The following is a 26,196-nucleotide window of genomic DNA, read 5'->3' as shown; positions in this document are numbered from 1 at the left end:
GTCCACCCGCCCTGCGACATGCCGTAGGGCGGGTGAAACCCGCGTGCCTGGTTTGCCGAGGACTCAGCTATCGCCGTGGGCGAAGGCCTTGAGCTCGTCACCGGCCATGCGGTAGCGCACCCACTCGTCCTGGGGGCTGGCGCCGATGGATTGGTAGAACTGGATGGCGGGCTCGTTCCAGTCCAGCACGCTCCATTCCAGGCGGCCACAGCCGCTGTCGCAGGCCAGGCGCGCAAGGTGGCGCAACAGCGCCTTGCCGGCGCCGACGCCGCGTTGCTGGGGGGAAACGTAGAGGTCTTCCAGGTACATCCCCTTGCGGCCCAGCCAGGTGGAGTAGCTGTAGAAATACACGGCGAAGCCGATGGGCGTGCCGTCCAGCTCGCAGATCAGCGCACGGGCCGGGGTGTCGCCCTCGAACAGGCTCTGCTCGATGTCGGCAACGGTGGCGATGACTTCGTGTTCGGCCTTCTCGTAGATGGCCAGTTCGGTGATGAAGGCGAGAATCTGGCGGGCATCGCTGCGCACGGCATCGCGGATATGCAGGCTCACGGGAGTTCCTTTCAGGGGGTGTTGGCGCCGAGGCGCGAAGGCGGACATGCTATGCGCCGGCTGGCCGGCAAGAAAGAGGGCCGAGCATAATCGGCGTTCGTAGCCGCCCAGGAGAGTCGCTCATGCTGTCCCACGTCTGCATCGGTACCAACGATTTCCCCCGTGCCCTGGCCTTCTACACGCCACTGATGGAGGCACTGGGACTGCCGCAGAAATTCTGCGACCCGTCCCGCCCTTGGGCGGGCTGGATGCCGGCGGATGCACCGCGCCCATTGCTGGTGCTGGGCGCGCCGTTCGATGGCGAGGCGGCAACCGTGGGCAATGGCCAGATGGTCGCCCTACTGGCGCCGGACCGCGCCAGCGTCGACCGCTGCCATGCCCTGGCGCTGGCCAATGGCGGCCAGTGCGAAGGAGCACCAGGCCTGCGGCCGCACTATCACCCCGACTACTACGGGGCCTATTTCCGCGACCCGGATGGCAACAAGCTGTGCGTCTGCTGCCACCGGGCCGAGTGACGCTCAAGGCACCGTATTGTCGCCCTCGCCGGGCAGCTCCGGCTGGTGATGGCGTGGTCGCAGGTCGGGCTCGGGGTCGCGCGGTTTCTGCAGGCGCTCCACCTCGGCCTGGTTCTCCGCTTCCTCGTCGGGGGTTATCTCGGGCAGCTCGCCGTCCTCGGTAACGCTCGGGTCGCTGTCGATCATGGCGCGTCCTCCCTCAGGTGCCGTACTTCAGAGAGGCCGTGCCCTGGCTCAGGTCATGTTTGACGGGCATGTTCCACCTCGTGGTTTCGTGGTCGTCAGGAGTTGTGAGGGAGCTGGCCGATGAAGGTTCGAGGTATTTGGTCGGTCGTGCCGTCGTGGCAGAATCTGCCCCTCAATCACGCAGGATGCAGGAGCTCACCATGAGCAATGGACCGGATGTCGAGATAAGCCGCTTCCTCAGCTTTGTACTGAGGCACAAGCCCGAGGCCATCGGCCTGCAGCTGGACAGCGAAGGCTGGGCCGATATCGAGGCGTTGATCACCGGTGCCGCACGCACGGGCAAGGAGCTCGATGAGCTGGCGATCCGCCGCGTGGTGGCGAACAACGACAAGAAGCGCTTCGCCATTTCCGAGGACGGGCGGCGCATCCGCGCGGTACAAGGCCATTCGACCGCCTCGGTACAGCGCCAGTACGAGGCCGTGGTGCCGCCGCAGCGGTTGTTCCACGGCACCGCCAGCCGCTTTGTCGACAGCATCCTGCAGAAGGGCCTGATCGCCGGCTCACGCCACCACGTGCACCTCTCCGAAGACCGCGAAACCGCCACCCAGGTAGGCGAGCGCTATGGCGAGCCGGTGATCCTCGAAATCGCCGCCAGCGCCATGCACGAGGACGGTTTCGAATTCCACCAGGCGGAGAACGGCGTGTGGCTGACCGCGCGGGTGCCGGTGGACTACCTCAAGCGGGAGGGGTGAACGGCGGACACCACCGTCCCGGGATGAAGCCCGGGCTACAAGGTCAGAACGACCATGAAAAAAGGCAGCCCGAGGGCTGCCTTTCCTTTTGGAGCGAGGTGGATCAGTTCGTGCGGATCAGGTGGTCGAAGGCGCTCAGGGAGGCCTTGGCACCTTCGCCCACGGCGATGACGATCTGCTTGTAGGGCACGGTGGTCACGTCACCGGCGGCGAACACGCCGGGCAGCGAGGTCTCGCCCCGAGCGTCGACGATGATCTCGCCACGCTGGCTCAGCTCGACGGTGCCTTTGAGCCAATCGCTGTTGGGTAGCAGGCCGATCTGCACGAAGATGCCTTCCAGTTCCAGGGCCTTGAACTCGTCGGAGTTGCGGTCCTTGTAGGTCAGGCCGGTGACCTTCTGGCCATCGCCCTTCACTTCGCTGGTCAGTGCACTGGTGACGATGTCGACGTTGGAGAGGCTGCGCAGTTTCTTCTGCAGCACGGCGTCGGCACGCAGTTGGCTGTCGAATTCGATCAGCGTCACATGGGCGACGATGCCGGCCAGGTCGATGGCCGCTTCCACACCGGAGTTGCCGCCACCGATCACCGCCACGCGCTTGCCCTTGAACAGCGGGCCGTCGCAGTGCGGGCAGTAGGCCACACCACGGCCACGGTATTCCTGCTCGCCGGGCACGTTCATTTCGCGCCAGCGGGCACCGGTGGAGAGGATCACGGTCTTGGCCTTGAGGCTGGCACCGCTCTCGAACTTCACTTCGTGCAGGCCGCCTTCGGCCTTGGCCGGGATCAGCTGGCTGGCACGCTGCAGGTTCATGATGTCGACGTCGTACTGCTTGACGTGCTCTTCCAGCGCGCGGGCCAGTTTCGGGCCTTCGGTCTCCTGCACGGAGATGAAGTTCTCGATGGCCATGGTGTCCAGCACCTGGCCGCCGAAACGCTCGGCCGCGACGCCGGTGCGGATGCCCTTGCGGGCGGCATAGATGGCAGCCGATGCACCGGCCGGTCCACCGCCGATCACCAGGACGTCGAAGGCGTCCTTGGCATTGAGCTTCTCGGCGTCACGGGCGGAGGCGCCGGTGTCGATCTTGGCGAGGATTTCCTCCACGCCCATGCGGCCCTGGCTGAACAGTTCGCCGTTCAGGTAGATGCTCGGCACCGACATGATCTGGCGTTGCTCGACCTCATCCTGGAACAGCGCGCCGTCGATGGCGACGTGGCGGATGTTGGGGTTGAGCACGGCCATGAGGTTCAGCGCCTGGACCACGTCCGGGCAGTTCTGGCAGGACAGCGAGAAATAGGTTTCGAAGTTGAACTCGCCCTGGATGCCCTTGACCTGCTCGATCACGTCGGCTTCGAGCTTGGAGGGGTGGCCGCCGACCTGCAGCAGCGCCAGTACCAGGGAGGTGAATTCGTGGCCCATGGGGATGCCGGCGAAACGCAGGCTGATGTCCGCGCCGGGACGTTGCAGCGAGAAGGAAGGCGTGCGGGCATCTCCACCGTCTTCGCGCAGGGTGATCTTGTCGGTCAGGCCGACGATGTCGTGAAGCAGGTCGCGCAGCTCCTTCGATTTGTCGCTGTCATCGAGGGACGCGACGATCTCGAACGGCTGGGTGACCTTTTCCAGATAGGCCTTCAACTGGGTTTTAAGATTGGCGTCCAACATGATTCGGCTCCTGCTTGTTTCGGGCAAAGGGGACCCCGCGGCGAGCGCATGCGCGCCCGCCCTGCTCGCTCGGATTCGGGCTTTTGCAGGGTGGCCGGCCTGGGGCCGACCACCGGGGGGAGGTACTGCGGGTACTGCTTAGATCTTGCCAACCAGGTCCAGGGACGGAGCGAGGGTCTTCTCGCCTTCCTTCCACTTGGCCGGGCAGACTTCGCCCGGGTGGGCGGCGGTGTACTGGGCAGCTTTCAGCTTGCGCAGGGTCTCGCCGACGTCACGAGCGATCTCGTTGGAGTGGATTTCAACGGTCTTGATGATGCCTTCCGGGTTGATCACGAAGGTGCCGCGCAGGGCCAGGCCTTCTTCCGGGATGTGCACGCCGAAGGCGTTGGTCAGTTGGTGGGTCGGGTCACCGATCAGCGGGAACTGGGCCTTGCCGACGGCCGGGGAAGTCTCGTGCCATACCTTGTGGGAGAAGTGGGTATCGGTGGTCACGATGTAGACCTCGGTACCGGCCTTCTGGAACTCGGCGTAGTTGTTGGCGGCGTCTTCGATCTCGGTGGGGCAGTTGAAGGTGAAGGCTGCCGGCATGAAGATCAGTACCGACCACTTGCCCTTGAGGGATTCTTCGGTGACTTCGATGAACTTGCCGTTGTGGAAAGCGTTGACCTTGAAAGGTTGAACTGCGGTGTTGATCAGAGACATCGAGTGGTCCTCTATCTATGGGGTTGGAAGTTCGGGTCAAGAATTTACCCGACGAATACTAGGCGGTCAGCCCGTAAAGAGCTTATTGATTGAGGGCATCGCCATCATTGCTTTCCTAAATCGATCCTGGAAAGCCGCTACAGCCCAGTAGCCACGCGGCCTTGCGCGCGGCTACCGGAGCGAGGTGAGCCTGGTTCAGGCCAGGGACTCGTCGAGCAGGACGACTACTTTACCGGAAACCTGGTTGCTGCCGAGCGCCGCGAAGGCCGCTTCCACATCCTTGGCGGCGAAGCTGCGCTCCAGTTGGGGCTTAAGGCGGCCCTCGGCGAACAGGGGCCAGGCGTGCTGCCCCAGGTCGCGCAGCAGGTCGGCCTTGAAGGCGTCGTCGCGGTTGCGCAGCGTGGAGCCGATCAGCTGGATGCGCTTGCCCAGCACCAGCGCCATGTCCAGCTCGGCCTTGCGCCCGCCCATGAGGCCGATGTTGACCCAGCGACCGTCGCGGGCCAGCAGCTCCAGGTTCAGCGCCGCATAGTTGCCACCGACAGGATCGAGGATGACGTCGAAGGGGGCGAAGTCGCGCAGGCTCTCCAGTGCTTCGCCACGCAACGCGCCACCCTGGGCACCAAGGCTTTCACAATAGGCCAGGCGCTCGGCGGAACCGACGCTGACCCAGGCGGGGCTGCCGAACGCCTTGCACAGCTGGATGGCGGCGGAACCGACACCACTCGCACCGGCGTGCAGCAGTACCTTCTCGCCGGGCTTGAGGCCCGCCAGCTGGAACAGGTTGAGCCAGGCGGTGGCGTAGACCTCGGGCAGCGCGGCCCCTTCGGCCAGGCTGAGGCCCTCGGGAACCGGCAGTACGTGGCCGGCATCCACCACCACTTCCTCGGCCATGCCGCCGCCGGCCAGCAGCGCACAGACACGGTCACCGACCTGCCATGCCGCACCCGCGCCCACCTCGGTGATCACCCCGGAGCATTCGAGGCCGATGATGTCGCTGGCACCCGGCGGCGGAGGGTAATGCCCCGCCGCCTGCAACAGATCGGCGCGGTTCAGACCCGCTGCCGCCACACGAATGCGGACCTGCCCCACATCACAGTCAGGAACCGGGCGTTCAGCCCATTCCACGCGCCCTTCAACGCCTTGCAATGCTTTCACGCTGCCTCCATAGTGACCCAGGACTCGCCCGGCGGCTGACCGCCGGGCTTTTGCTTTGCGCCGATGGAACCCGGCGCCCTCAAATACGGCCTAATATGCGTTATCACCTCCCCCGACGTCGACTCAGCATGAAGCGTTCACTGATCTGCTCCGCCCTTGCGTTTGTATTCAGCATCAGCGTCCTGCCGCTGCATGCGTCCACCACCTCGGCAAGCGATAGCTGGGACTCGATCCAGCCCGACCGTGAGCAGGTGATAGCCAGCCTCAACGTGGTGGAGCTGCTCAAGCGCCATCATTACAACAAGCCGCCGCTCAACGATGAGCGCTCGGTGAAGATCTACGAGGGCTACCTCAAGCTTCTCGACCCGGCGAAGATGTATTTCACCGCCGGCGACATCGCCGAATTCAACCAGTGGAAGACGCAATTCGACGACTTCCTCAAGAGCGGCGACCTGGACCCGGGCTTCACCATCTACAAGCGTCATCTGGACCGCCTCAAGGAGCGCCTGGACTTCGCCCTGGCCATGCTCGACAAGGGCGTGGACAAGATCGACTTCAGCGTCGACGAGAGCCTCGAGACCGATCGCGAGAAAGCCACCTGGGCCAAGGACCGAGCCGCCCTCGATGACCTCTGGCGCAAGCGCGTGAAGGACGAAGTCCTGCGCCTGAAGATCGCCAACAAGGAGCCGAAGGCGATCCAGGAGCTGCTGGTCAAGCGCTACAAGAACCAGCTCTCGCGCCTCGAGCAGACCCGTGGCGAGGACGTGTTCCAGGCCTACATCAACGCCTTCGCGCAGACCTACGACCCGCACACCCAGTACCTCTCCCCGGACAACGCGGAGAACTTCGACATCAACATGAGCCTGTCGCTGGAAGGCATCGGTGCGGTGCTGCAGAGCGACAACGAGCATGTGAAGGTGGTGCGCCTGGTCCCCGCCGGCCCCGCCGAGAAGAGCAAGCAGATCGCTCCGGCCGACAAGATCGTCGGCGTCGCCCAGGGCAACGGTGAGATGGTCGACGTGATCGGCTGGCGCCTGGATGAAGTCGTGAAACTGATCCGCGGCCCGAAAGGCTCGGTCGTGCGCCTGGAAGTGGTCCCCGCGAACAACGCCCCCAACGACCAGAGCAGCAAGATCGTCTCCATCACCCGCGAAGCGGTGAAGCTCGAAGAGCAGGCCGCGAAGAAATCCGTGCTGAACCTCGAGCATGACGGCCATGCCTTCAAACTCGGCGTGATCGAAGTGCCGGCCTTCTACCTGGACTTCAAGGCGTTCCGTGCCGGCGACCCCGAGTACAAGAGCACCACGCGCGATGTGAAGAAACTCCTCGGCGAACTGCAGAAGGAGAAGGTTGACGGCGTGGTGATCGACCTGCGCAACAACGGCGGCGGCTCCCTGCAGGAAGCCACCGAGCTGACCGGCCTGTTCATCGACCAGGGCCCGACCGTGCTGGTCCGCAACAGCGACGGCCGCGTCGACGTGCTGGCCGACGAGAACACCGGCATCTTCTACAAGGGCCCGATGGCTGTGCTGGTCAACCGCTTGTCCGCCTCGGCCTCGGAGATCTTCGCCGGCGCGATGCAGGACTATCACCGTGCACTGATCATCGGTGGGCAGACCTTCGGCAAGGGCACCGTGCAGACCATCCAGCCGCTCAATCATGGCGAGCTGAAGCTGACCCTGGCCAAGTTCTACCGCGTCTCCGGCCAGAGCACCCAGCACCAGGGCGTGATCCCCGACATCGAGTACCCCTCGGTGGTCGACACCAAGGAAATCGGCGAAAGCGCGCTGCCCGAGGCCATGCCCTGGGACAGCATCCGCCCGGCGATCAAGCCCGAGGTCGATCCCTTCAAGCCCTTCCTCGCCGAGCTCAAGGCCCGTCACGATTCGCGCACCGCGCACAATCCCGACTTCGTCTACAGCCGCGAGCGCCTGGCCCTGGCCCAGAAGCTGATGAAGGAAACCACCATCACCCTCAACGAGGCCAAGCGCCGTGCCCAGCAGGCGGACATCGAGTCCAAGCAGCTGGCGATGGAAAACAGCCGTCGCAAGGGCAAGGGCGAGGAGCCGCTGAAGGAGCTGAAGAAGGAAGACGAAGACGCGCTGCCGCTGGACGATGACAAGACCAAGCCGGAAGACGACGCCTACCTGACCGAGACCGGGCAGATCCTGCTCGACTACCTGGGTCTGAACTCGGCAGTGGCCAAGCACTGACCGAACGTCATCAGAACGTCACGAAATCGTCGTGAAATGCAGGGGCCGCTTATGCGGCCCCTTGCTTTTGAGCCGCATTCACGAGAGCCAACATGACAGTCACCGAGCAGTTGAGCGCACTGGGCCATATCCTCGCTCACGGCGACCTGAACAGCCTTTTCCAGCCGATCATTTCGCTTTCCGAACGCCGCATCCTCGGCTACGAGGCCCTCACCCGGGGCCCCTCCAACAGCCCCCTGCACTCACCCGTCACCCTGTTCGCCGTCGCGCGCCACGCGGGTCGCCTCAGCGAACTCGAGATGGCCTGCCGCAAGCGTGCCTGTACGCGCTTCCACGAGCTCAAGCTCGACGGCAAGCTGTTCCTCAACGTGTCCCCTGAATCCCTGCTCGACCCCGCCCACCAGCCGGGGCGCACGCTGCAATTGCTGCAGGCCTTCGGCATCCCGCCGAGCCAGGTGGTGATCGAGCTGACCGAGCACGCCCCGACCGAAGACTTCGGCCTGCTCGACACCGCCCTGCACCACTACCGCGCCATGGGTTTCTCCATCGCCCTGGACGACCTCGGCGCCGGCTATTCCAGCCTGCGCCTGTGGTCGGAGCTGCGTCCCGACTACGTGAAGATCGACCGCCACTTCATCGACGGCATCCACCAGGACGCGGTGAAGCGCGAATTCGTCGGTTCCATCCTGAAGATGGCCAAGGCCTCCCGCGCCCAGGTGATCGCCGAGGGCATCGAGCTGCCGGAAGAACTGGCCGTGCTCGCCGAGATGGGCCTGGACCTGGTGCAGGGCTACCTGCTCTGCCGCCCCCAGGAACAACCTCCCCGCGACGCCCGCCCGCTGTTGCCGCAGCTGGAAAGCAGCGGCACGCTCGCCGAGGAAGGCGCCGACCTGCAGGCCCTGCTCAACGAGCAGGCGGCAGTGGACCAGAACACCCCGATCGCCGAAGTCCTGGAAGCCTTCCGTGCCCAGGCCAACCTCAACTCCCTGGCCGTGCTCGACACCCAGCAGCAGCCGGTGGGCATCGTCCACCGCCACCTGCTTTCCGATGCCTTGCTCAAGCCCTTCGCCACCGACCTGTTCGCCCGCAAGCCGATCAGCCGACTGATGAGCGACGACTTCCTCGCCGTCGAGCTGTGCCAATCGCTGCAACAGGTCAGCCGCCTGCTCACCAGCCGCGCACGCCAGCGCATCGAAGAGGACTTCATCATCGTCTCCGAAGGCCGTTACCAGGGGCTTGGAAGGGTGATCGACGTACTCAAGCTGATCACCGAAATGAAGATCCAGCAGGCCCGTCATGCCAACCCGCTGACCCTGCTGCCGGGCAACGTACCCATCCAGCAATGCCTGGCGCGACTGCTCCAGCAGGGCCGTGCGGCGATGATCTGCTACGTGGACATCGACAGCTTCAAGCCCTTCAACGACCTCTACGGCTACGCCAAGGGCGATGAAGTGCTGCTGTGCCTGGCGCAATGCCTGAACGAGCGCGTCGACCCGGCACGGGACTTCGTCGGCCATATCGGCGGCGACGACTTCATGCTGGTACTGGGCTCGGAAGACTGGCGCGCCAAGCTCAACCACCTGCTGGAGGATTTCCAGGGGCAGTGCCGGCGTTTCTACCGCACCGACCACTTGCAGGCCGGCTGCTTCATCGCGCACAACCGCCATGGCGAGCGCGAGGAGTTCCCGCTGCTGTCATTGTCGATCGGTGTGGTCAACCTGCGCGCCGAGGCCTGCAGCCAGCTGGACGCCAGCCAGCTCGCGGCGCTCGCCTCGGAAGCCAAGCGCCACGCCAAGGCGGTGCCCGGCTACAGCCTGCACATCATCGATGCGGCCTGAAACGGTGCGCGGGGCAAGCCGGGATCAGAAGCCCAGGCGCGCGGCGCTGGCGGCCATGCGCTCGGCAGCAGCCGGGTCGGGCGTCAGGCCCGGCCCACCCTCGCGGTAGAGATCAGCCAGGCGCTTGGCGGCCAGGGGATGCCCAGCCGACTCGGCGAGCGCCCACCACGAAGCCGCTTCGGCGGCATCGGGCGGGTTGCGGGTGTCCCCTGCCAACGCCAGCACCCCGAGCTGGTAGGAAGACTTGCCATCACCGGCGCGGGCCGCCAGGCGCAGCATGCGGATGCCCTCCTCCCGCGCCCCGAAGCCCTGCCCACGGTGCAACAGGAGATGACCGTAGAAGCTCTGCGCGGCGACATCCCCCAGATTGGCCATGCGCGCGTACTGACCCTGCATCCAGTTCCACGCCCGCGGCTGCTTGACCAAGGCAGGCCAACGCAGCAGCCAGCGCGCAACGAGATAGCCGATGCGAGCGCGCATCTTCCAGTGCAGCATCAGGTTTCCTCGGGGTAGGTGAACTCGAATACCCGCACCACTTCGGCCGCATGCCAGGACGCCGCAGCGATGCCGTCCGGCGGCCCGGAGAAGCGACCCAGGCGCACCACGCATTCGAAGAAGCCGGTACGCGGCAGACGGCTGGCCCCCTGGCTGATCACCAAGGAGCTGCGTAGCGGACGCTCGGCACGGGCGTCCAGTGCGGCGAGGTGCTCCAGGGCGGCGGTAAGGGTCTGCATGGCGGGGGTAGGCAGTTGGAGGCGCTCCACCAGGGCGCGGTAGGTCAGCAGATGACGCTGCCGGCGAGCATCTTCCAGCTCACCCAACAGGGCCTGCCAGTGCTGGCGGCTGATGCGAACGCTCAAGATTCCGCCTCCCAGCCGGCGACACCGAGGACGCGTGCCAGCGAGCGCTTTATCGCGGCATCCGGCTCGCGCTCGCCGCTCTCGATCAGGCCCAGGTAGACGGGGCTGATGCCGACCGCTCGGGCGACTTGTTCAAGGCTTTGCCCCAGCTCCTCACGCAGTGCCTGCAACTGCGAGAACGAAGGGGCGGAGACGGCGCCGGTGGGCGCCTGGGTGGCTTGTCCGGCAGCCTGTAGCAGAGCCTGGTAATCAGCCCAGGGCAACACCGCGTACTCTGCTTCACCGTCACGCATGATCACTTGCACGTTCATTGCAACTCCCGTGGACAGCAGTGCCGACAGCTTCAGCACTTTCCTTGCAGATCGCCATATTAACAGGGCGAATCGGCCTCCGGGGGCCATCAGTGAGCACGCAGCGAAACCGTGATCGTGCGCGCTTTTCGACCTCAGAGCAGGTCTTCCAAGGCCTCTTCACGAGCAGGTATGCGATCGAGAGACGCCGTCACATCAGGCGTCTGTGCATCGCGCCAGGAGCGGAAGGCATCCAGCTCGGCGCTCCAGGTCTTCAGCACCCAGGCGAGCACGCCCAGGTCATCGATCAGGCCGACACCCAGCACCCAGTCGGGGATGGCGTCCACAGGCGTGAGGAAATACACCAGCCCGGCGACGATCGAGAGAAACGCCTTGGGGCTGATGTCGCGGTACTGGCCACGCAGGCGCGCCACGCACAGTGCCAGTAACACCTGCAGGTCTTCCTTCACCGCGCCCAGGCGACCGCTCTGCCTCGCGCTTTTTCGGGTCACCGCGAGCAACAGTGCAGGCAGCCGCCCGCGCGCCAGGAAACGACGCGCAATGGGCAGGTAACGCTCCAGATTCCAGGGGGCTTTCATGGTCGCTCCTCGTTGAACCGCATGGGAACGGGGCTATCAGGGGTTACCCACAGAAGCTGTGGATAACCTTGTTGACAGATTATTGCCGAAACCTGCGAAAGCCCGTCATGCCTGGCTTTGCTACAGATCGGCGATTTTTTGGCCAGGCCAAAAAAATCAACGAAATCAACTGGTTGAAAATCAGCCAGAGCCTGCGACAGCGCACCGCAGTGACAAGGCCCGTGGCTGCCCGGTCATGTGCATAACCGTAACACCGCCCAAGCCCACCACCCTCGTTCAGACCCATGAGTCAGGCCCTGGTTCGCTCTGCGACCTGGGTACAACAGCAGGTATCCCATGTCGCCGCAGAAATGAAAACGCCCCGCACGAGGCGGGGCGCTTCAGGGGACGTTCGGCTTACTGCTGCGGGGCGGCGGCCGGGTCCTTGATGCCGATCAGCTCCAGGTCGAACACCAGGACCGAGTTCGCCGGGATCGCCGGGCTCGGGCTCTGCTCGCCATAGGCCAGTTCGCTCGGGATGTAGAGCTTGTACTTCTCGCCGACATGCATCAGTTGCAGGCCTTCGACCCAACCCGGGATCACGCCGTTGACCGGCAGATCGATCGGGCTGCCACGCTGGATGGAGCTGTCGAAGACGGTGCCGTCGGTCAGCTTGCCTTCATAGTGGACGGTCACCACATCGGTCGCCTTGGGCTGAGCGCCATCGGCCTTCTTCACGACTTCGTACTGCAGGCCGGAAGCGGTGGTGGTCACGCCTTCACGCTTGCCGTTCTCTTCGAGGAACTTCTTGCCCGCCTTGGCGGATTCCTCGTTGATCTTGACCATGCGCTCTTCGGCACGCTTCTGCAGGAAGGCGAAGGCTTCGACCAGCTCATCGTCCTTCAGGCGTTGTTCTTTCTTGCCGATGGCATCTTCGATGCCCTGGGCGACAGCTTTGGAATCCAGGTCATCCATGCCTTCCTGAGCCAGGCTCTTGCCCATGTTCAGGCCGATGCCGTAGGAGGCTTTCTGTGCCGGGGTCTTGAGCTCGACGCTGGTCTGCGAATCGCAGCCAGCGAGCACCAGGCCCACCAGAGCCACAGCCGCCGCCAAACGATGTTGTTTCATGCTGATTCCTTGTCTGTCCGCCGTGAAGGCTTGTTCTATGAAGCCGCGAGCTTAGCAGGCCCCCGCGACCAGTGGCTATGGGCATATAGGATCAATCGGCAGGCAATTAGTTCAGCGCTGCCCGGCAGGAAAACGCATGAAATACCTGCATGTTTGCGCAACGGGGCAAGGGTCGGGGACGGGACTTTTTCGCGGGCAAAGAAAAAGCCCTCAGGCATCGCTACCTGAGGGCTTTCCGTATATGGCGCAGCGGACGGGACTCGAACCCGCGACCCCCGGCGTGACAGGCCGGTATTCTAACCGACTGAACTACCGCTGCGCGTTACTGCGAGATTGGTGGGTGATGACGGGATCGAACCGCCGACCCTCTGCTTGTAAGGCAGATGCTCTCCCGGCTGAGCTAATCACCCTTCACTCTCGAAGTGGGGCGCATTCTAGAGAGGTATCCCTACCCTGGCAAGCCCCTTTTGAAAAAAAATTTGCTAGCCGTTCCAAAGGCTTAGCGCAGGGTTGGCCTGAGTGCTCCGGGGGAGAATAATGCGCGCTTTGTGTCCGGAGAGAATTCCCCCATGTGGTTCCGTAACCTGCTCGTCTACCGCCTCACCCAGGATGTGCCCTTCGACGCCGAGGCCCTGGAAACCGCGCTGGCCACCAAGCCGGCCCGCCCCTGTGCCAGCCAGGAACTGACCACCTACGGCTTCGTCGCCCCCTTCGGCAAAGGCGCCGATGCCCCCCTCGTGCATGTCAGTGAAGGCTTCCTGCTGGTCGCCGCACGCAAGGAGGAACGCATCCTCCCCGGCAGCGTGGTGCGTGACGCGCTGAAGGAGAAGGTCGATGAGATAGAAGCCGAGCAGATGCGCAAGGTCTACAAGAAGGAGCGCGACCAGCTCAAGGACGAGATCGTCCAGACCTTCCTGCCCCGCGCCTTCATCCGCAAGTCGGCCACTTTCGCCGCCATCGCCCCCGCGCAGGGCCTGATCCTGGTCGACGCCTCCAGCCCGAAGCGTGCCGAGGACCTGCTGTCCACCCTGCGCGAGGCCATCGGCTCCCTGCCGGTGCGCCCGGTCTCGGTGAAGATCGCCCCCACCGCCACCCTTACCGAGTGGGTCAAGACCCAGGAAGCCGCCAAGGACTTCTACGTGCTCGACGAGTGCGAGCTGCGCGACACCGATGAAGACGGCGGCGTGGTCCGCTGCAAGCGCCAGGACCTGACCAGCGACGAGATCCAGCTGCACCTGTCTTCCGGCAAGCTGGTCACCCAGCTGTCCCTGGCCTGGCAGGACAAGCTGTCCTTCGTGCTCGACGACAAGCTGGTGGTCAAGCGCCTGCGCTTCGAAGACCTGCTGCAGGAGAAGGCCGAGCAGGACGGCGGCGACGACTCCCTGAGCCAGCTCGACGCCAGCTTCACCCTGATGATGCTGACCCTCGTCGAGTTCCTGCCCCAGTTGATCGAAGCCCTCGGCGGCGAAGAGATCCCCCAGGGCGTCTGACGCCGCCCCGCGCCCGGCCTCTGCCGGGCGCCTTTTCCCCTAAGGAACGAGCATGCGCGCACTGGCCGCCCTGAGCCGCTTCGTCGGCAATACCTTCGCCCTCTGGATCCTGCTGTTCGCCCTGCTGGCCTTTTATCAGCCGGCCTGGTTCCTGCCCCTGGCGAAATGGATAGTGCCGCTGCTCGGCCTGATCATGTTCGGCATGGGCCTGACCCTGAAGACCGAAGACTTCCGCGAGGTGGCGCGCCGCCCCCTGCGCGTGCTGATCGGCGTGCTCGCCCAGTTCCTGATCATGCCCGGGCTCGCCTGGCTGCTGTGCCAGGTGTTGCGCCTGCCGCCGGAGGTGGCCGTTGGCGTGATCCTGGTGGGTTGCTGCCCCGGCGGCACCGCCTCCAACGTGATGACCTGGTTCGCCCGTGGCGACCTGGCCCTGTCCGTCGCCATCACCGCGGTCACCACGCTGCTCGCCCCGCTGGTCACCCCCGCGCTGATCTGGCTGCTGGCCTCGGCCTGGCTACCGGTGCAGTTCGGCGCGCTGTTCATGTCGATCCTCCAGGTGGTGCTGCTGCCCATCGCCCTCGGCCTCATCGCCCAGCGCCTGCTCGGCGTCCGTGTGCGCCACCTGGTGGAGGTGCTGCCCCTGGTGTCGGTGGTGAGCATCGTCATCATCGTCGCTGCGGTGGTTGCCGCCAGCCAGGCGAAAATCGCCGAATCCGGCCTTCTGATCATGGCCGTGGTGGTGCTGCACAACGGATTCGGCCTGGCCCTGGGCTACCTCGCCGGCAAGCTCTTCGGTATGCCGCTGGCCCAGCGCAAGACGCTCTCCATTGAGGTCGGCATGCAGAACTCCGGTCTCGGTGCCGCCCTGGCCAGCGCACACTTCTCGCCACTGGCGGCCGTACCCAGCGCGTTGTTCAGCGTCTGGCACAACCTCTCGGGCTCACTGCTCGCCGCCCTGTTCCGGCGCATGAAGGATGAATCCGACAAGCCCACCGACTGACGTCTGTCAGGCCGCCCGTCCCGCACAACTTGTCCGGGCGGCCAGGATGTGCAAAATACTGCGCAGTGCAGGGACGGCCCTGCCACTCGCCGAGTGACCATACCGGGGACGGCCCCGATCCAATCCGTCGTACCTTTGGAGGTCACCATGTCCTGGATAATCCTGTTCTTCGCCGGCCTGTTCGAGGTGGGTTGGGCCGTAGGCCTGAAATACACCGAAGGCTTCACCCGCCCACTGCCCACCGCGCTCACCGTGCTGGCCATGGCCATCAGCCTCGGCTTGCTGGGCCTGGCCATGAAGCACCTGCCGCTGGGCACCGCCTATGCGATCTGGACCGGTATCGGCGCCGTCGGCACCGTGATCGCCGGCGTGATCCTCTTCGGCGAATCCGTCGCGCTGATGCGCCTGGGCAGTGTCGCGCTGATCATCTGCGGCCTGATCGGCCTTAAGGTCAGCACCTGATCACAGCCGCGCACCCATGAAAAAGCCCGCCATTCCGGCGGGCTTTTTCGTTGCGATGCGGCCTAGCGCAGATCGCCACGCAGGGCCGCGACCTGGGCCTGCAGGCTCAGGCGGTCGACCGTCTCCGGCGCCAGCGGTGCGCCGGCCACCAGGTTGATGCGCGACCAGAAGCGCTTGAACAGGCCCTTGCCCGGATCGCGGCTGAAGAAGCTGCCCCACAACCCCTGCAGCGCCATCGGGATCACCGGTACCGGGTTCTGTTCGAGGATGCGCTCGACACCGTTCTTGAACTCGTTGATCTCGCCGTCCGTGGTGAGCTTGCCCTCGGGAAAGATGCACACCACTTCACCGGCCTTCAGGTACTCGTCGATCTTCTTGAAGGCGCGGTCGTAGACCAGCAGGTCCTCGCTGCGCCCGGCGATGGGCACGGTGCCAGCGGTACGGAAGATGAAGTTGAGCACCGGCAGGTTGTAGATCTTGTAGTACATGACGAAGCGCACCGGCCGCCGCACCGCGCCACCGATCAGCAGCGCATCGACGAAGGACACGTGGTTGCACACCAGCACCGCCGGGCCCTCCTCCGGGATGGCCTCCAGGCCCTTGTGCTCGACGCGGTACATCGAGTGGCCCAGCAGCCAGATGAGGAAGCGCATGCTGAACTCGGGGACGATCTTGAAGATGTAGCTGTTCACCGCGATGTTCATCAGCGACACCACCAGGAACAGTTGCGGGATCGACAGCCCGGCGACGCTCAGGAACAGGATCGAGGCGATGGCCGAGACCACCATGAACAAGGCGTTGAGGATGTTGTTGGCGGCGATCACCCGCGCGCGCTCGTTCTCGGCGGTGCGCGACTGGATCAGCGCGTACAGCGGCACGATGTAGAAGCCGCCGAACAGGCCGATGCCGAAGATGTCGGCGAGGATCAGCCAGGCCTGCGGCACGCTGATCACCGCCAGCCAGTCATGGGGCGCAGCGGCCTGCGGGAAGCCGCCCGAATGCCACCAGAGCAGGATGCCGAAGACGGTCAGGCCGATGGAGCCGAAGGGCACCAGGCCCACCTCCACCTTGCCACCGGACAGGCGCTCGCAAAGCATCGAGCCCATCGCGATGCCTATCGAGAACACGGTGAGGATCAGCGTCACCACGCTCTCGTCGCCGAACAGCAGGTCCTTGGAATAGGCCGGAATCTGCGTCAGGTACACGGCGCCGAGGAACCAGAACCAGGAGTTGCCCACCAGCGAGCGCGACACCGAGGGACGCTGGCCCAGGCCCAGACGCAGGATCACCCAGGACTGGCTGAAGATGTTCCAGTCCAGCTTCAGCTCCGGCATCGCCGCCGCCGCGCGGGGAATGCCGCGGCTGGCCAGGTAGCCGAGGGACGCGGTGATCAGGATGGCAGCGGCGACGATCGGCTCGTAGCGCTCGGTGGACATCATGATCCCGGCACCGATGGTGCCCGCGAGGATGGCCAGGAAGGTGCCCATCTCCACCAGCGCGTTGCCCCCCACCAGCTCCTGCTCACGCAGGGCCTGGGGCAGGATCGAGTACTTCACCGGGCCGAACAGCGCCGAGTGGGTGCCCATGGCGAACAGCGCCGCCAGCAGCAGCCAGAGGTTATCGAGGAAGAAGCCCAGTGCGCCCACCGCCATGATCCCCACTTCGGCCAGCTTGATGGCGCGGATCAGCGAGTCCTTGGCGAACTTCTCGCCGAACTGCCCGCCCAGGGCGGAGAAGAGGAAGAACGGCAGGATGAACAGCAGGGCGCAGAGGTTGACGTAGATGGTCTTGTCGCCGGAGATCGCCAGCTTGTAGAGGATGGCGAGGATCAGCGACTGCTTGAAGATGTTGTCGTTGAAGGCGCCGAGCAGCTGCGTCACGAAGAACGGCAGGAAACGTCGCGTGCCCAGCAGGGCGAATTGCGAATGTTGGCTCATCTTCCTTGGTACCTGGTAGTGGCTGGGGTGAAGCCGGTGCGCGAGGCACGTCGCTGATTTGACAGCAACTGGCCAGCTCCAGGCCACACCTTGAGACGAAAAATGCCGAATCCCCACGCAAAAAGGGCGCCTTTCGCGGCGCCCCCTTCCCCTCAGATCGGCAGCTGCCCCAGCCCCCAGCGCAGGGCGAAGAACAGCAGCAGCCCGCCGAGGATGGTCGCCAGCAGGTGGCGGGTGATGGCGGCGATGAGGATGCAGCCGAGCCCCGCCAGCAGGTAGGCGTTGTCCAGCGCCAGTGCCGCATGCTCGCCGTCGGGCATCACCATGCCGGGCACCACGATGGCGGTGAGCACAGCGGTCGGCACGTAGTGCAGGCCCTGGCGCACCAGCGGCGGGAAGCGCAGGTCCGGCCAGGCGAAGAGGCTGTAGCGGATGGCGAAGGTGATCGCGGTCATGCCGAGGATCAGCAGCCAGGTTTCCATCAGAGCACCTCCTCGAGCTGGCCCAGGCGATAGCGCCGCTCCAGCACCACGCCGACGACGATGCCGCTCAGCGCCGCCGCCATCAGCCCGAGCTTGTAGGGCAGTGCGTGGCACAGCAGCGCCACGGCCCCGGCCACCAGTGCCGCCGCCACCTGCGGTCGGTTGCGCAGCATGGGCACGACGATGCCGATGAAGGTCGCCAACATGGCGAAATCCAGCCCCCAGGCCGCGAGATTGGGCACGGCCTGGCCGAACACCACCCCCACAAGGGTGTAGGACGCCCAGCTCAGGTACATCGCCAGCGCAGCGCCGAGGAAGTACCAGTGCTTGAGCGGCGACTCATCCTCCTCGGCATAGCGGTGCTGCACCACGGCGAACGCTTCGTCGGTGAGCCAGAAGGCCAGGGGCAGGCGCCAGCGCCGCGGCAGGTGACGCACGAAGGGTTGCAGGGTGGCGCTGTAGAGGGCGTGGCGCAGGTTCACCACCAGCGTGGTCAGCAGCACCACCGCCACCCCAGCGCCCCCGCTGAGCAGGGTGATGGCGATGAACTGCGCCGAGCCGGCGAACACCAGCAACGACATGCCGAGGGTCTGCCAGGCGTCGAGCCCGGCCCCGGCGGCCAGGGTGCCGTAGATGATGCCGAAGGGCATGGCGCCGATGAGCATCGGCACGATGTCGCGCACGCCGCGGACGAATTCTGTAGAGCGGGACATGGGATTCTCCTTGTCCCCCCACTCTGCCAGCCGGGGGTTCAGCCGGTCTTGAACGATCTTGCGCAGGCGCTGCGGTACTCCCCCGGGCCAACGCCATAAGCCTGCTTGAACTGGCGGGTCAGGTGGCTCTGGTCGGCAAAGCCCAGCTGCATCGCCACCGGTAGCGGCGCGCAGCCTTCGCGCAGCAGCACCCGAGCCTGCTCCAGGCGACGCTGTTTCAACCAGGCGTGGGGCGGCAGCCCGGTGGCCCGGCGGAACACCCGGGCGAAATGGAACGGCGATAGCCCAACCAGGGCGGCCAGCTCCTCCAGGGACGGCGGCGAGGCCAGGCGCGCCGCCAGCACCTCGCGGGCCAGCGCCACGGCATGGGGCTCCTGCCCTGCCGGCCGAGGCGCACCGATGCGCGCGTGGCGGCTGAACAGCAGCAGGATCGCCTCACGCCAGGCCACCTGCTGCTCCAGCGCGGTGGCATTGCGCTCCAGCAGGCAGTGCAGGTCGAGGAAGCGGCGCGTCACTTCGGGGTCGTGCAGCACGCTGTCGGCGAAGGTGGGCAGGCCGCCGGTGGCGATCTCCAGTTCGTCCAGCACCTCGGTCACCCGGTGCAGGTCGGGGTAGAAGCCGCGGTAGCGCCACCCTTCCTCGTGGGCCTTGGAGCCCGTATGCAGCTCGTCCGGGTTGATCAGCACCATGCTGCCGACGGCAGCCAGGTGGTCGCTGCCGCGGTGGCGGAAGCGCTGGGCGCCGGATTCGAGGACGGTGAAGACGTAGCCCTCGTGCACATGCGGCGAGAAACGCTGCTCGATGTAGCGCGCGTGCAGGAGTTCGACCCCGCCCAGCGCGCTGGCCTGCCAGAAGCGCGTCCGCTCGCCCCCCGTGCTCATTGGCCGAAAGCGGCTTCCAGGGCCTGCTTCACAGCCGGCCATTCATGGTCGGTGATGCTGTAGAGCACGCTGTCGTCGAGGCGCCCGTCCGCCAGGCGGCGATGGTTGCGCAGCACGCCTTCGCGCTGGGCACCGAGCTTCTCGATGGCCCTCTGCGAGCGCAGGTTGCTGCCGGCGGTCTTCAATTGCACGCGCACCACCTGCCACTCCTCGAAGGCATGGCGCAGCATCAGGTACTTGATCGAGGCATTGAGGCCGCTGGCGTGCTCGCTGCGGGCCAGCCAGGTCCAGCCGATCTCCACGGCCGGAAGCGCGGGCATGAAATCGGCGAAGCGGCTGGTACCCACCAGGCGGTCGCCCAGGCGGATGGCGAACACCACGGCCTGGCCTTCACGCTGCTCGGCCAGGCCCTGGCGGTACCAGTCCGGGCGCAACGGGCCGCTCATGTAGACCAGCTCATCGCGATTGGCCTCGGCCAGCGCCGAGAGTTCGGTGATGTCGGCCTCCCCCAGCGGCTCGAGGCGCAAGGCGCCGCGCTGCAGGATGACCGGTTGCGGATTGAACATCTGCGCCTCCTCAGGCGAAAGATCCCTGCTGATCAGAACGTCCTGGCACCCGGAAGTGCCTTGCAGGGCGCCGGCCCGGACACCTGGAGGTCCGCCGGCGAGGCTGCCAAGCTAGCAGCCCCGCCTGCGGTGCTCAACCCCGCCTGCGACCTTGGTCGCAGCCGCCTGACGGACAACCGGCTTTGGTGCGAAACTGCCGCCTCGGGACACAGGCGGGCGCCCCCGTCCGCCGCCTTCACTCCGGAGTCTGCATGTCGTTGTCCAGCGGGCTGATCGCCGCGGTCGCCCTTCTCTACATGGCCGTGCTCTTCGCCATCGCCTTCTACGGCGACCGCCGCAGCGCGCCGATGCCGCCCAAGGGCCGTGCCCTGGTCTACAGCCTGTCGCTGGCGGTGTACTGCACCAGCTGGACCTTCTTCGGCGCCGTCGGCCAGGCCGCCGGCCAGCTCTGGGCCTTCCTGCCCATCTACCTGGGGCCCATCCTGCTGATGGTGTTCGCGCCCTGGGTGCTGCAGAAGATGGTGCTGATCAGCAAGCAGGAGAACATCACCTCCATCGCCGACTTCATCGCCGCCCGCTATGGCAAGTCCCAGGCCCTGGCGGTGGTGGTGGCGCTGATCTGCCTGGTCAGCGTGCTGCCCTACATCGCCCTGCAGCTCAAGGGCATCGTCCTCGGCGTCAACCTGCTGATCGGCTCCGGCGCGGAATCCACCGGCACCCGTGCCCAGGACACGGCGCTCATCGTGTCCCTGGTGCTGGCGCTGTTCACCATCCTCTTCGGCACCCGCAACCTCGACGCCACCGAGCACCACCGGGGCATGGTCCTGGCCATCTCGTTCGAGTCGCTGGTCAAGCTGCTGGCCTTCCTCGCGGTGGGCACCTTCGTCAGCTTCAGCCTGTTCGACGGCTTCGACGACCTGACGATGCGCGCCATGCAGGCCACCCACCTGGAGAGCTTCTGGCTGCAGCCGGTGGACTGGCCGACCCTGGTCGTGCAGACCGGTGTGGCGATGATCGCCTTCGTCTGCCTGCCCCGGCAGTTCCACGTCTCGGTGGTGGAGAACATCGAGCCCCGTGACCTGCGCACCGCACGCTGGGTGTTCCCGCTCTACCTGGGGCTGGCGGCGCTGTTCGTGGTGCCCATCGCCCTGGCCGGCAAGATGCTGCTGCCCGTCGGCGTGATGCCGGACTCCTTCGTCATCAGCCTGCCGCTCGCCGAGGCCCATCCGTCCCTCGCCCTGCTGGCGTTCATCGGCGGTGCCTCGGCCGCCACCGGCATGGTGATAGTCGAGGCCGTGGCGCTCTCGACCATGGTCTCCAACGACATGCTGCTGCCCTGGCTGCTGCGCCGGCAGAGCGCCGAACGCCCCTTCGAGGTGTTCCGCCACTGGATGCTCTCGGTGCGCCGCATCAGCATCGTGGTGATCATCCTCCTGGGCTACGTCAGCTACCGGTTGCTCGGCTCCACGGCGAGCCTGGCCACCATCGGCCAGATCGCCTTCGCCGCCATCGCCCAGCTCGGCCCGGCCATGGCCGGCGCCCTGTACTGGAAGCAGGCCAACCGTCGCGGCGTGTTCGCCGGCCTCGCCACCGGCGCCCTGCTCTGGGCCTACACCCTGGTACTGCCGCAGGTGGCGCGCGGGCTCGGCTGGCCGCTGGAGGCCTTCCCCGGCCTCGCCGGGCTGATGGCCAACCCGCTGAACCTGCCCATCGACCCGCAGACCCAGGGCGTGGTGCTGTCGCTGGCCGGCAACTGGCTGCTGTTCGCCTGGGTCTCGGTGTTCTCCCGCACCCGGGTCTCCGAGCACTGGCAGGCCAGCCGCTTCATCGGCCAGATCGTCTCGGTGCGACCGAGCAGCCGCTCGCTGCTGGCCGTGCAGGTGGAAGACCTGCTGATGCTCGCCGCGCGCTTCGTCGGCGAGGAGCGCGCACGGCAGAGCTTCGTGCGCTTCGCCTACCGACAGGGCACCAGCTTCAACCCGGTGCAGAACGCCAACCAGGACTGGATCACCCACACCGAGCGCCTGCTCGCCGGCGTGCTCGGGGCCTCCTCCGCGCGCGCGGTGGTGAAGGCCGCCATCGAAGGCCGCGAGATGCAGGTGGAGGACGTCGTGCGCATCGTCGACGAAGCCTCCGAGGTGCTGCAGTTCAACCGCGCGTTGCTGCAGGGGGCCATCGAGAACATCACCCAGGGCATCAGCGTGGTCGACCAATCCCTGCGCCTGGTCGCCTGGAACCGCCGCTACCTGGAGCTGTTCGACTATCCCGAAGGCCTGATCAGCGTCGGCCGGCCGATCGCCGACATCATCCGCTACAACGCCGAACGCGGCCTGTGCGGGCCGGGCGATGCCGAGGCCCACGTCTCGCGCCGGCTGTTCTGGATGCGCCAGGGCAACGCCCACACCTCCGAGCGGCTGTTCCCCAATGGCCGGGTCATCGAGCTGATCGGCAACCCCATGCCCGGTGGCGGCTTCGTCATGAGCTTCACCGACATCACCGCGTTCCGCGAGGCCGAGAAGGCGCTCAAGGAGGCCAACGAAGGCCTGGAACAACGGGTCATCGACCGCACCCTCGAACTGTCCCAGCTCAACCAGGCGCTGATCGAAGCCAAGGGCACCGCCGAGGCGGCCAACCAGTCGAAGACGCGTTTCCTCGCCGCCGTCAGCCACGACCTGATGCAGCCGCTGAACGCCGCCCGATTGTTCTCCGCCGCCCTCGCCCACCAGCAGGACGCGCTGCCGGTTGAATCCCGCGAGCTGGTGGGCCACCTCGACAGCGCGTTGCGCTCGGCGGAGGACCTGATCACCGACCTGCTGGACATCTCGCGCCTGGAAAGCGGCCGCATCACCCCCGACCGTGCCGCCTTCCCCCTGGCCACGCTGTACGACGCCCTCGGTGCCGAATTCAAGGCACTGGCCCAGGAGCAGGGCGTGGACTTCCGCGTCAGCGGCAGCAAGCTGCGCATCGAGAGCGACATGAAGCTGCTGCGCCGAGTGCTGCAGAACTTCCTCACCAACGCCTTCCGCTATGCCAAGGGCCACGTGCTGCTGGGCGTGCGCCGCGAAGGCGGCCTGCTGCGCCTGGAAGTCTGGGACCGCGGCCCGGGCATCCCCGAAGATAAGCGCAAGGTGATATTCGAAGAGTTCAAGCGCCTGGACAGCCACCAGACCCGCGCCGAGAAAGGCCTGGGCCTGGGCCTGGCCATCGCCGACGGGCTCTGCCGCGTGCTCGGCCACCCCCTGCAAGTGCGCTCTTGGCCGGGCAAGGGCAGCGTGTTCAGCGTCAGCGTGCCCCTGGCGCGCACCCCGGCGCCCTCCCCGGTGGCGGTGCCGAAGGAAACCAACGGCCACGCCCTCGACGGCACCCAGGTGCTGTGCATCGACAACGAGGACAGCATCCTCACCGGCATGCACAGCCTGCTCTCGCGCTGGGGCTGCCAGGTGTGGACGGCACGCAACCGCCTGGAATGCGAACACCTGCTGGCCGAAGACGTGCGCCCGCAACTGGCGCTGGTGGACTACCACCTCGACGAAGGCGAGACCGGTACCGAGCTGATGGCCTGGCTGCGCACCCGCCTCGGCGCCCCGGTGCCCGGCGTGGTGATCAGTGCAGACGCCCGCGCCGAACTGATCGCCGAAGTCCACGCCGCCGGCCTCGACTACCTGGCCAAACCGGTCAAGCCCGCCGCCCTGCGCGCCCTGCTCAGCCGACACCTGGTACTGCGCTGAGCGCGAGGCCGGAGCGTCGGAGGCGACGGGGCACGGTCAACGCCGGGTTTCGCTTCGCTCCAGCCTCCTGCGCAGCCTGGTCGGGGACTCGCCGGTTCGACAGTGGCAACAGTCGATGGGCCGCTGTTCTCCTCGGCGATGCGGGACGGTATAAGGAACCCCTGGCGCACCCTGCCGCCAGGCCGTCATGCCAGGAGCCATCGCAATGAATCTTTCCAGTGGGTCGGGCCCGGTGCCGACCCACCTTCCCGAGCGCCCCGCCGAGGACTACCTCGCCGAGCGGGTCGCCACGCTGTTCTCCACCAGCCCCTCGACGGCGGTCGGCAACGTCTTCTCCGGCTCCATGGTGTTCGGCGTCTACCACGCCAGCGCGCCATTGCGCGGGCTTTGCGTCTGGCTCGCCGTGCTGGTGGTGCTGATGGTCGTGCGCCTGTCCCTGGTGCGCGCCTGGCGCCGCGACCCGCAACGCTTCCCGCCACTGACCTGGGCACGCATGACCATGTGCCAGTGCGGCGCGGTCGGCCTCGCCTGGGGCATCGGCGCCATCTGGCTGATGGGCTACGGCACGCCCTACGAGGACGTGATCTTCGGCTGCATCGCCCTCGCCTCGGTGATGGTGGCGATGAGCAACGTCTCCTACTGGCCCGCGCACCTGGCCTTCCACGTGCCGATGTTCTTCTTCCTCGGCATCGCCTACGGGCGTGACCCGGAACCCCAGGCGATGTACCTCGCCGTCTCCGCCTGGGTGGTCTGTCCCTTCATCGCCGAGATGGGCCGGCGCCTGCAGATCCGCTTCAACGAGGCCCTGAAGCTGGCCTGGGAGCACCAGGTGCTGGCGCACAAGTACGCCCTGGCCAACCAGGAGCTGGCGATCCTCAGCCGCACCGACGACCTGACCCGCATCGCCAACAAGCGCCACCTCGACGAGACCCTGAGGCGCGAATGGCACCGCTGCGCGCGCAACCACGAGTACCTCGGCGTACTGATGCTCGATATCGATCACTTCAAGCTCTACAACGACAGCTACGGCCACCTCGCCGGCGACACCTGCATCCGCCAGGTGGCCGAGGCGATGCGCGCCAGCATCCGTGAACACTGCGATTTCGTCGCGCGCTTCGGCGGCGAGGAATTCACCGTGGTGATGCCGGGGGCCGACCTGGAAACCGCCTGCGCCATCGCCGAACGCATCCGCGCGGCCGTGCAAGCCTTGCAGCTGCCCCATGCCGGGGCCGAGCGCGGCTACCTGACCGTGAGCATCGGCGTCGCCTCCACCGAACAGGGTACGGCGATCAGCGAGGAAGCCCTGGTGGGCAACGCGGACGTGGCGCTCTACGCCGCCAAGCACGGCGGTCGCAACCGGGTGGAAGCCTTCCGCGGGCAATCGACCCTCCTCGCGTCAGCCACCTGAGGCAGCCCCTCAGCTCTTCAGGAAGCCCCTGAGCAACTCGCCCACCCGGCCGCCCAGCTCCTGGTTGGCCGAGAGTTGCAGCCCGCGCGCCAACTCGCTGTCCACCACCTGTTCCACCAGCGGCCGCAGCGCCAGCAACTGGCGGTTGAGGCCTTCCAGCTCGGCGACGTGGGGCAGGCTGGTGCTGAGCAGCGGGTTGACCAGGTGATTGACGATCATCCGCACGATGCCCTCCGCCACCGGCTCCACCTGCTGGCGGATCGTGGCGAACTGCTCCAGCAGCACCAGCAGCGGAATGCCCGAGCGGTGCAGTTGTACGCCGGCGTTGAAGATGCGCGGGTTGAGCACCCGCAGGTGGTCACCGGCGAACTCGATCAGGCCCAGCGCCTGGGCGATGTCCATGGCCTCATCGGTGAGCTCGTCGCCGAACAGCACCTGCACTTCGTCGAAGCCCAGGGGCGTGGGCTCCAGCTGTGCCCAGTCGCCGACTATGGCCTGCTCCAGGCCGAGTACGTGGGCCAGGTCGCGGCCCTGGTCCCAGGCCTCGAACAGCTCGCGGATGCTGGCGATGCTGTAGCCACGCTCCAGCAGTTGGCCGATCAGGCGCAGGCGCGCCAGGTGCTCGCCGCTGTAGATGCCCACGCGCCCGCGGCGCTCGGGCGGCGGCAGCAACCCGCGATCCTGGTAGGCACGCAGGTTGCGTACGGTGGTACCGGCCTCGCGAGCGAGCTCGTCGACCGTGTACTCCTCGCCCGGAACGGGCTCGGGGATGTGCGGCGCCTGGGCCAGCAGCCGCTGCAGGAAGCTAGGGGGATTCTTCATGGGCGGATCATATCCCTGCGCCTCGGCGGCCAACAACAGCGCGGCCGGAAGCCCAACCTATGGCTGGACATGCTGGCCGACGGTCCCCGCCGAAAGCCGCTTTCGGCCCTTCGAGCCGCCTGCCACGGCGCTTTGCGCGCGACGGTAACGCGGTAACAGCCACCCTGCGGATCAGGGCTGGGCGTCTGGCCAGTCCCGTCTCCCTGGCCGACAATCGATGACATCGAACGATGTAACGATTTCGGCCAGCAGGAGATTCGCCATGCCCGCCCTCCCCA

25 protein-coding genes and 2 tRNA genes are annotated in these 26,196 nt (G+C 66.2%); 9 read left to right on the top strand and 18 right to left on the bottom strand.

Features of this window, described 5'->3' with window-relative positions:
- Positions 1-63: 63 nt before the first annotated feature.
- Positions 64-549: a GNAT family N-acetyltransferase gene (locus DMX10_RS07220; RefSeq protein WP_111260458.1), complete on the bottom strand. Its 486-nt coding sequence runs from the start codon at positions 547-549 to the stop codon at positions 64-66.
- A gap of 122 nt (positions 550-671) precedes the next feature.
- On the opposite strand from DMX10_RS07220, the gene DMX10_RS07215 reads away from it, so the two are divergent.
- Complete coding sequence (locus DMX10_RS07215; RefSeq protein ID WP_111260457.1) at positions 672-1,064, top strand: VOC family protein; 393 nt, start codon at positions 672-674, stop codon at positions 1,062-1,064.
- Between the two features lie 3 nt (positions 1,065-1,067).
- Here DMX10_RS07215 and DMX10_RS07210 read toward each other — a convergent pair whose 3' ends face one another.
- Positions 1,068-1,250 carry a hypothetical protein gene (locus tag DMX10_RS07210; RefSeq protein ID WP_021221306.1) on the bottom strand — a complete coding sequence of 61 codons (183 nt, stop codon included), beginning with the start codon at positions 1,248-1,250 and terminating at the stop codon, positions 1,068-1,070.
- Between the two features lie 200 nt (positions 1,251-1,450).
- Here DMX10_RS07210 and DMX10_RS07205 point away from each other — a divergent pair, with 200 nt between their 5' ends.
- Positions 1,451-2,002 (top strand): RNA 2'-phosphotransferase, encoded by a 552-nt coding sequence (locus DMX10_RS07205; RefSeq protein WP_021221307.1) that lies wholly within the window; start codon positions 1,451-1,453, stop codon positions 2,000-2,002.
- A 103-nt stretch (positions 2,003-2,105) separates the two neighbouring features.
- On the opposite strand, the gene ahpF is transcribed toward DMX10_RS07205, so the two are convergent.
- The 3 genes from ahpF to DMX10_RS07190 all read right to left on the bottom strand — a co-directional run bounded on the left by ahpF (position 2,106) and on the right by DMX10_RS07190 (position 5,522).
- Complete coding sequence (gene ahpF / locus DMX10_RS07200; RefSeq protein WP_111260456.1) at positions 2,106-3,662, bottom strand: alkyl hydroperoxide reductase subunit F; 1,557 nt, start codon at positions 3,660-3,662, stop codon at positions 2,106-2,108.
- A 138-nt stretch (positions 3,663-3,800) separates the two neighbouring features.
- Complete coding sequence (gene ahpC, locus DMX10_RS07195; protein WP_111260455.1) at positions 3,801-4,364, bottom strand: alkyl hydroperoxide reductase subunit C; 564 nt, start codon at positions 4,362-4,364, stop codon at positions 3,801-3,803.
- Between the two features lie 195 nt (positions 4,365-4,559).
- Positions 4,560-5,522: an NAD(P)H-quinone oxidoreductase gene (locus tag DMX10_RS07190; protein ID WP_111260454.1), complete on the bottom strand. Its 963-nt coding sequence runs from the start codon at positions 5,520-5,522 to the stop codon at positions 4,560-4,562.
- A 128-nt stretch (positions 5,523-5,650) separates the two neighbouring features.
- Between DMX10_RS07190 and DMX10_RS07185 the strand changes: the two genes are divergently transcribed.
- Complete coding sequence (locus tag DMX10_RS07185; protein ID WP_111260453.1) at positions 5,651-7,735, top strand: carboxy terminal-processing peptidase; 2,085 nt, start codon at positions 5,651-5,653, stop codon at positions 7,733-7,735.
- 92 nt (positions 7,736-7,827) lie between these two features.
- Positions 7,828-9,573, top strand: a complete 1,746-nt coding sequence (locus tag DMX10_RS07180) for a bifunctional diguanylate cyclase/phosphodiesterase (protein WP_111260452.1) — start codon at positions 7,828-7,830, stop codon at positions 9,571-9,573.
- Positions 9,574-9,597: 24 nt separating this feature from the next.
- On the opposite strand, the gene DMX10_RS07175 is transcribed toward DMX10_RS07180, so the two are convergent.
- From DMX10_RS07175 to DMX10_RS07145, 7 genes are all read right to left on the bottom strand, one after another.
- Positions 9,598-10,068: a sel1 repeat family protein gene (locus DMX10_RS07175; protein WP_111260451.1), complete on the bottom strand. Its 471-nt coding sequence runs from the start codon at positions 10,066-10,068 to the stop codon at positions 9,598-9,600.
- Positions 10,068-10,433, bottom strand: coding sequence for a hypothetical protein (locus DMX10_RS07170; protein ID WP_111260450.1), 366 nt, complete (start codon positions 10,431-10,433; stop codon positions 10,068-10,070). Before DMX10_RS07170 ends, DMX10_RS07175 begins: the two co-directional genes overlap by 1 nt.
- Positions 10,430-10,744 carry a helix-turn-helix transcriptional regulator gene (locus DMX10_RS07165; protein WP_111260449.1) on the bottom strand — a complete coding sequence of 105 codons (315 nt, stop codon included), beginning with the start codon at positions 10,742-10,744 and terminating at the stop codon, positions 10,430-10,432. The genes DMX10_RS07170 and DMX10_RS07165 overlap by 4 nt, the downstream gene beginning before the upstream one ends.
- A 134-nt stretch (positions 10,745-10,878) precedes the next feature.
- On the bottom strand, positions 10,879-11,322 hold the full coding sequence (locus tag DMX10_RS07160) for a YkvA family protein (protein ID WP_111260448.1): 444 nt from the start codon (positions 11,320-11,322) through the stop codon (positions 10,879-10,881).
- 396 nt (positions 11,323-11,718) lie between these two features.
- Positions 11,719-12,429, bottom strand: a complete 711-nt coding sequence (locus tag DMX10_RS07155; RefSeq protein ID WP_111260447.1) for an FKBP-type peptidyl-prolyl cis-trans isomerase — start codon at positions 12,427-12,429, stop codon at positions 11,719-11,721.
- Between the two features lie 242 nt (positions 12,430-12,671).
- A tRNA-Asp gene (locus tag DMX10_RS07150) sits at positions 12,672-12,748 on the bottom strand.
- A 15-nt stretch (positions 12,749-12,763) separates the two neighbouring features.
- Positions 12,764-12,839: transfer RNA gene (locus tag DMX10_RS07145), tRNA-Val, on the bottom strand.
- A 159-nt stretch (positions 12,840-12,998) separates the two neighbouring features.
- Here DMX10_RS07145 and rdgC point away from each other — a divergent pair.
- The 3 genes from rdgC to sugE all read left to right on the top strand — a co-directional run bounded on the left by rdgC (position 12,999) and on the right by sugE (position 15,381).
- Positions 12,999-13,919: a recombination-associated protein RdgC gene (rdgC, locus tag DMX10_RS07140; RefSeq protein WP_111260446.1), complete on the top strand. Its 921-nt coding sequence runs from the start codon at positions 12,999-13,001 to the stop codon at positions 13,917-13,919.
- Positions 13,920-13,971: 52 nt separating this feature from the next.
- Entirely contained in the window at positions 13,972-14,919 is a 948-nt protein-coding gene (locus tag DMX10_RS07135) for a bile acid:sodium symporter family protein (RefSeq protein ID WP_111260445.1), read from the top strand.
- A 147-nt stretch (positions 14,920-15,066) separates the two neighbouring features.
- Positions 15,067-15,381 (top strand): quaternary ammonium compound efflux SMR transporter SugE, encoded by a 315-nt coding sequence (gene sugE, locus DMX10_RS07130; protein ID WP_111260444.1) that lies wholly within the window; start codon positions 15,067-15,069, stop codon positions 15,379-15,381.
- Between the two features lie 62 nt (positions 15,382-15,443).
- On the opposite strand, the gene DMX10_RS07125 is transcribed toward sugE, so the two are convergent.
- The 5 genes from DMX10_RS07125 to DMX10_RS07105 form a co-directional block, all read right to left on the bottom strand.
- Positions 15,444-17,318 carry an MFS transporter gene (locus DMX10_RS07125; protein ID WP_111260443.1) on the bottom strand — a complete coding sequence of 625 codons (1,875 nt, stop codon included), beginning with the start codon at positions 17,316-17,318 and terminating at the stop codon, positions 15,444-15,446.
- A 152-nt stretch (positions 17,319-17,470) separates the two neighbouring features.
- On the bottom strand, positions 17,471-17,800 hold the full coding sequence (locus DMX10_RS07120; protein ID WP_111260442.1) for an AzlD domain-containing protein: 330 nt from the start codon (positions 17,798-17,800) through the stop codon (positions 17,471-17,473).
- The gene (locus tag DMX10_RS07115; RefSeq protein ID WP_111260441.1) at positions 17,800-18,513 is read right to left on the bottom strand and encodes an AzlC family ABC transporter permease; all 714 of its coding nucleotides are present in this window, start codon (positions 18,511-18,513) and stop codon (positions 17,800-17,802) included. The genes DMX10_RS07120 and DMX10_RS07115 overlap by 1 nt, the downstream gene beginning before the upstream one ends.
- 38 nt (positions 18,514-18,551) lie before the next feature.
- Positions 18,552-19,394 (bottom strand): AraC family transcriptional regulator, encoded by an 843-nt coding sequence (locus tag DMX10_RS07110; RefSeq protein WP_111260440.1) that lies wholly within the window; start codon positions 19,392-19,394, stop codon positions 18,552-18,554.
- Complete coding sequence (locus DMX10_RS07105) at positions 19,391-19,960, bottom strand: GNAT family N-acetyltransferase (protein ID WP_111260439.1); 570 nt, start codon at positions 19,958-19,960, stop codon at positions 19,391-19,393. The genes DMX10_RS07110 and DMX10_RS07105 overlap by 4 nt, the downstream gene beginning before the upstream one ends.
- A gap of 251 nt (positions 19,961-20,211) precedes the next feature.
- Between DMX10_RS07105 and DMX10_RS07100 the strand changes: the two genes are divergently transcribed.
- Positions 20,212-23,688: a hybrid sensor histidine kinase/response regulator gene (locus DMX10_RS07100; RefSeq protein ID WP_111260438.1), complete on the top strand. Its 3,477-nt coding sequence runs from the start codon at positions 20,212-20,214 to the stop codon at positions 23,686-23,688.
- A 205-nt stretch (positions 23,689-23,893) separates the two neighbouring features.
- The gene (locus tag DMX10_RS07095) at positions 23,894-25,096 is read left to right on the top strand and encodes a GGDEF domain-containing protein (RefSeq protein WP_111260437.1); all 1,203 of its coding nucleotides are present in this window, start codon (positions 23,894-23,896) and stop codon (positions 25,094-25,096) included.
- A gap of 9 nt (positions 25,097-25,105) precedes the next feature.
- Here the strand turns inward: DMX10_RS07095 and DMX10_RS07090 are convergent, their stop codons facing one another.
- Entirely contained in the window at positions 25,106-25,918 is an 813-nt protein-coding gene (locus DMX10_RS07090; protein ID WP_111260436.1) for a MerR family transcriptional regulator, read from the bottom strand.
- Between the last annotated feature and the right edge of the window lie 278 nt (positions 25,919-26,196).

It is taken from the genome of Pseudomonas sp. 57B-090624, from assembly GCF_003234055.1.
Lineage (GTDB): Bacteria > Pseudomonadota > Gammaproteobacteria > Pseudomonadales > Pseudomonadaceae > Metapseudomonas > Metapseudomonas tohonis.
The sequence above is the reverse complement of the archived record's forward strand: the minus strand, read 5'-3'. Positions and strand labels throughout refer to the sequence as shown.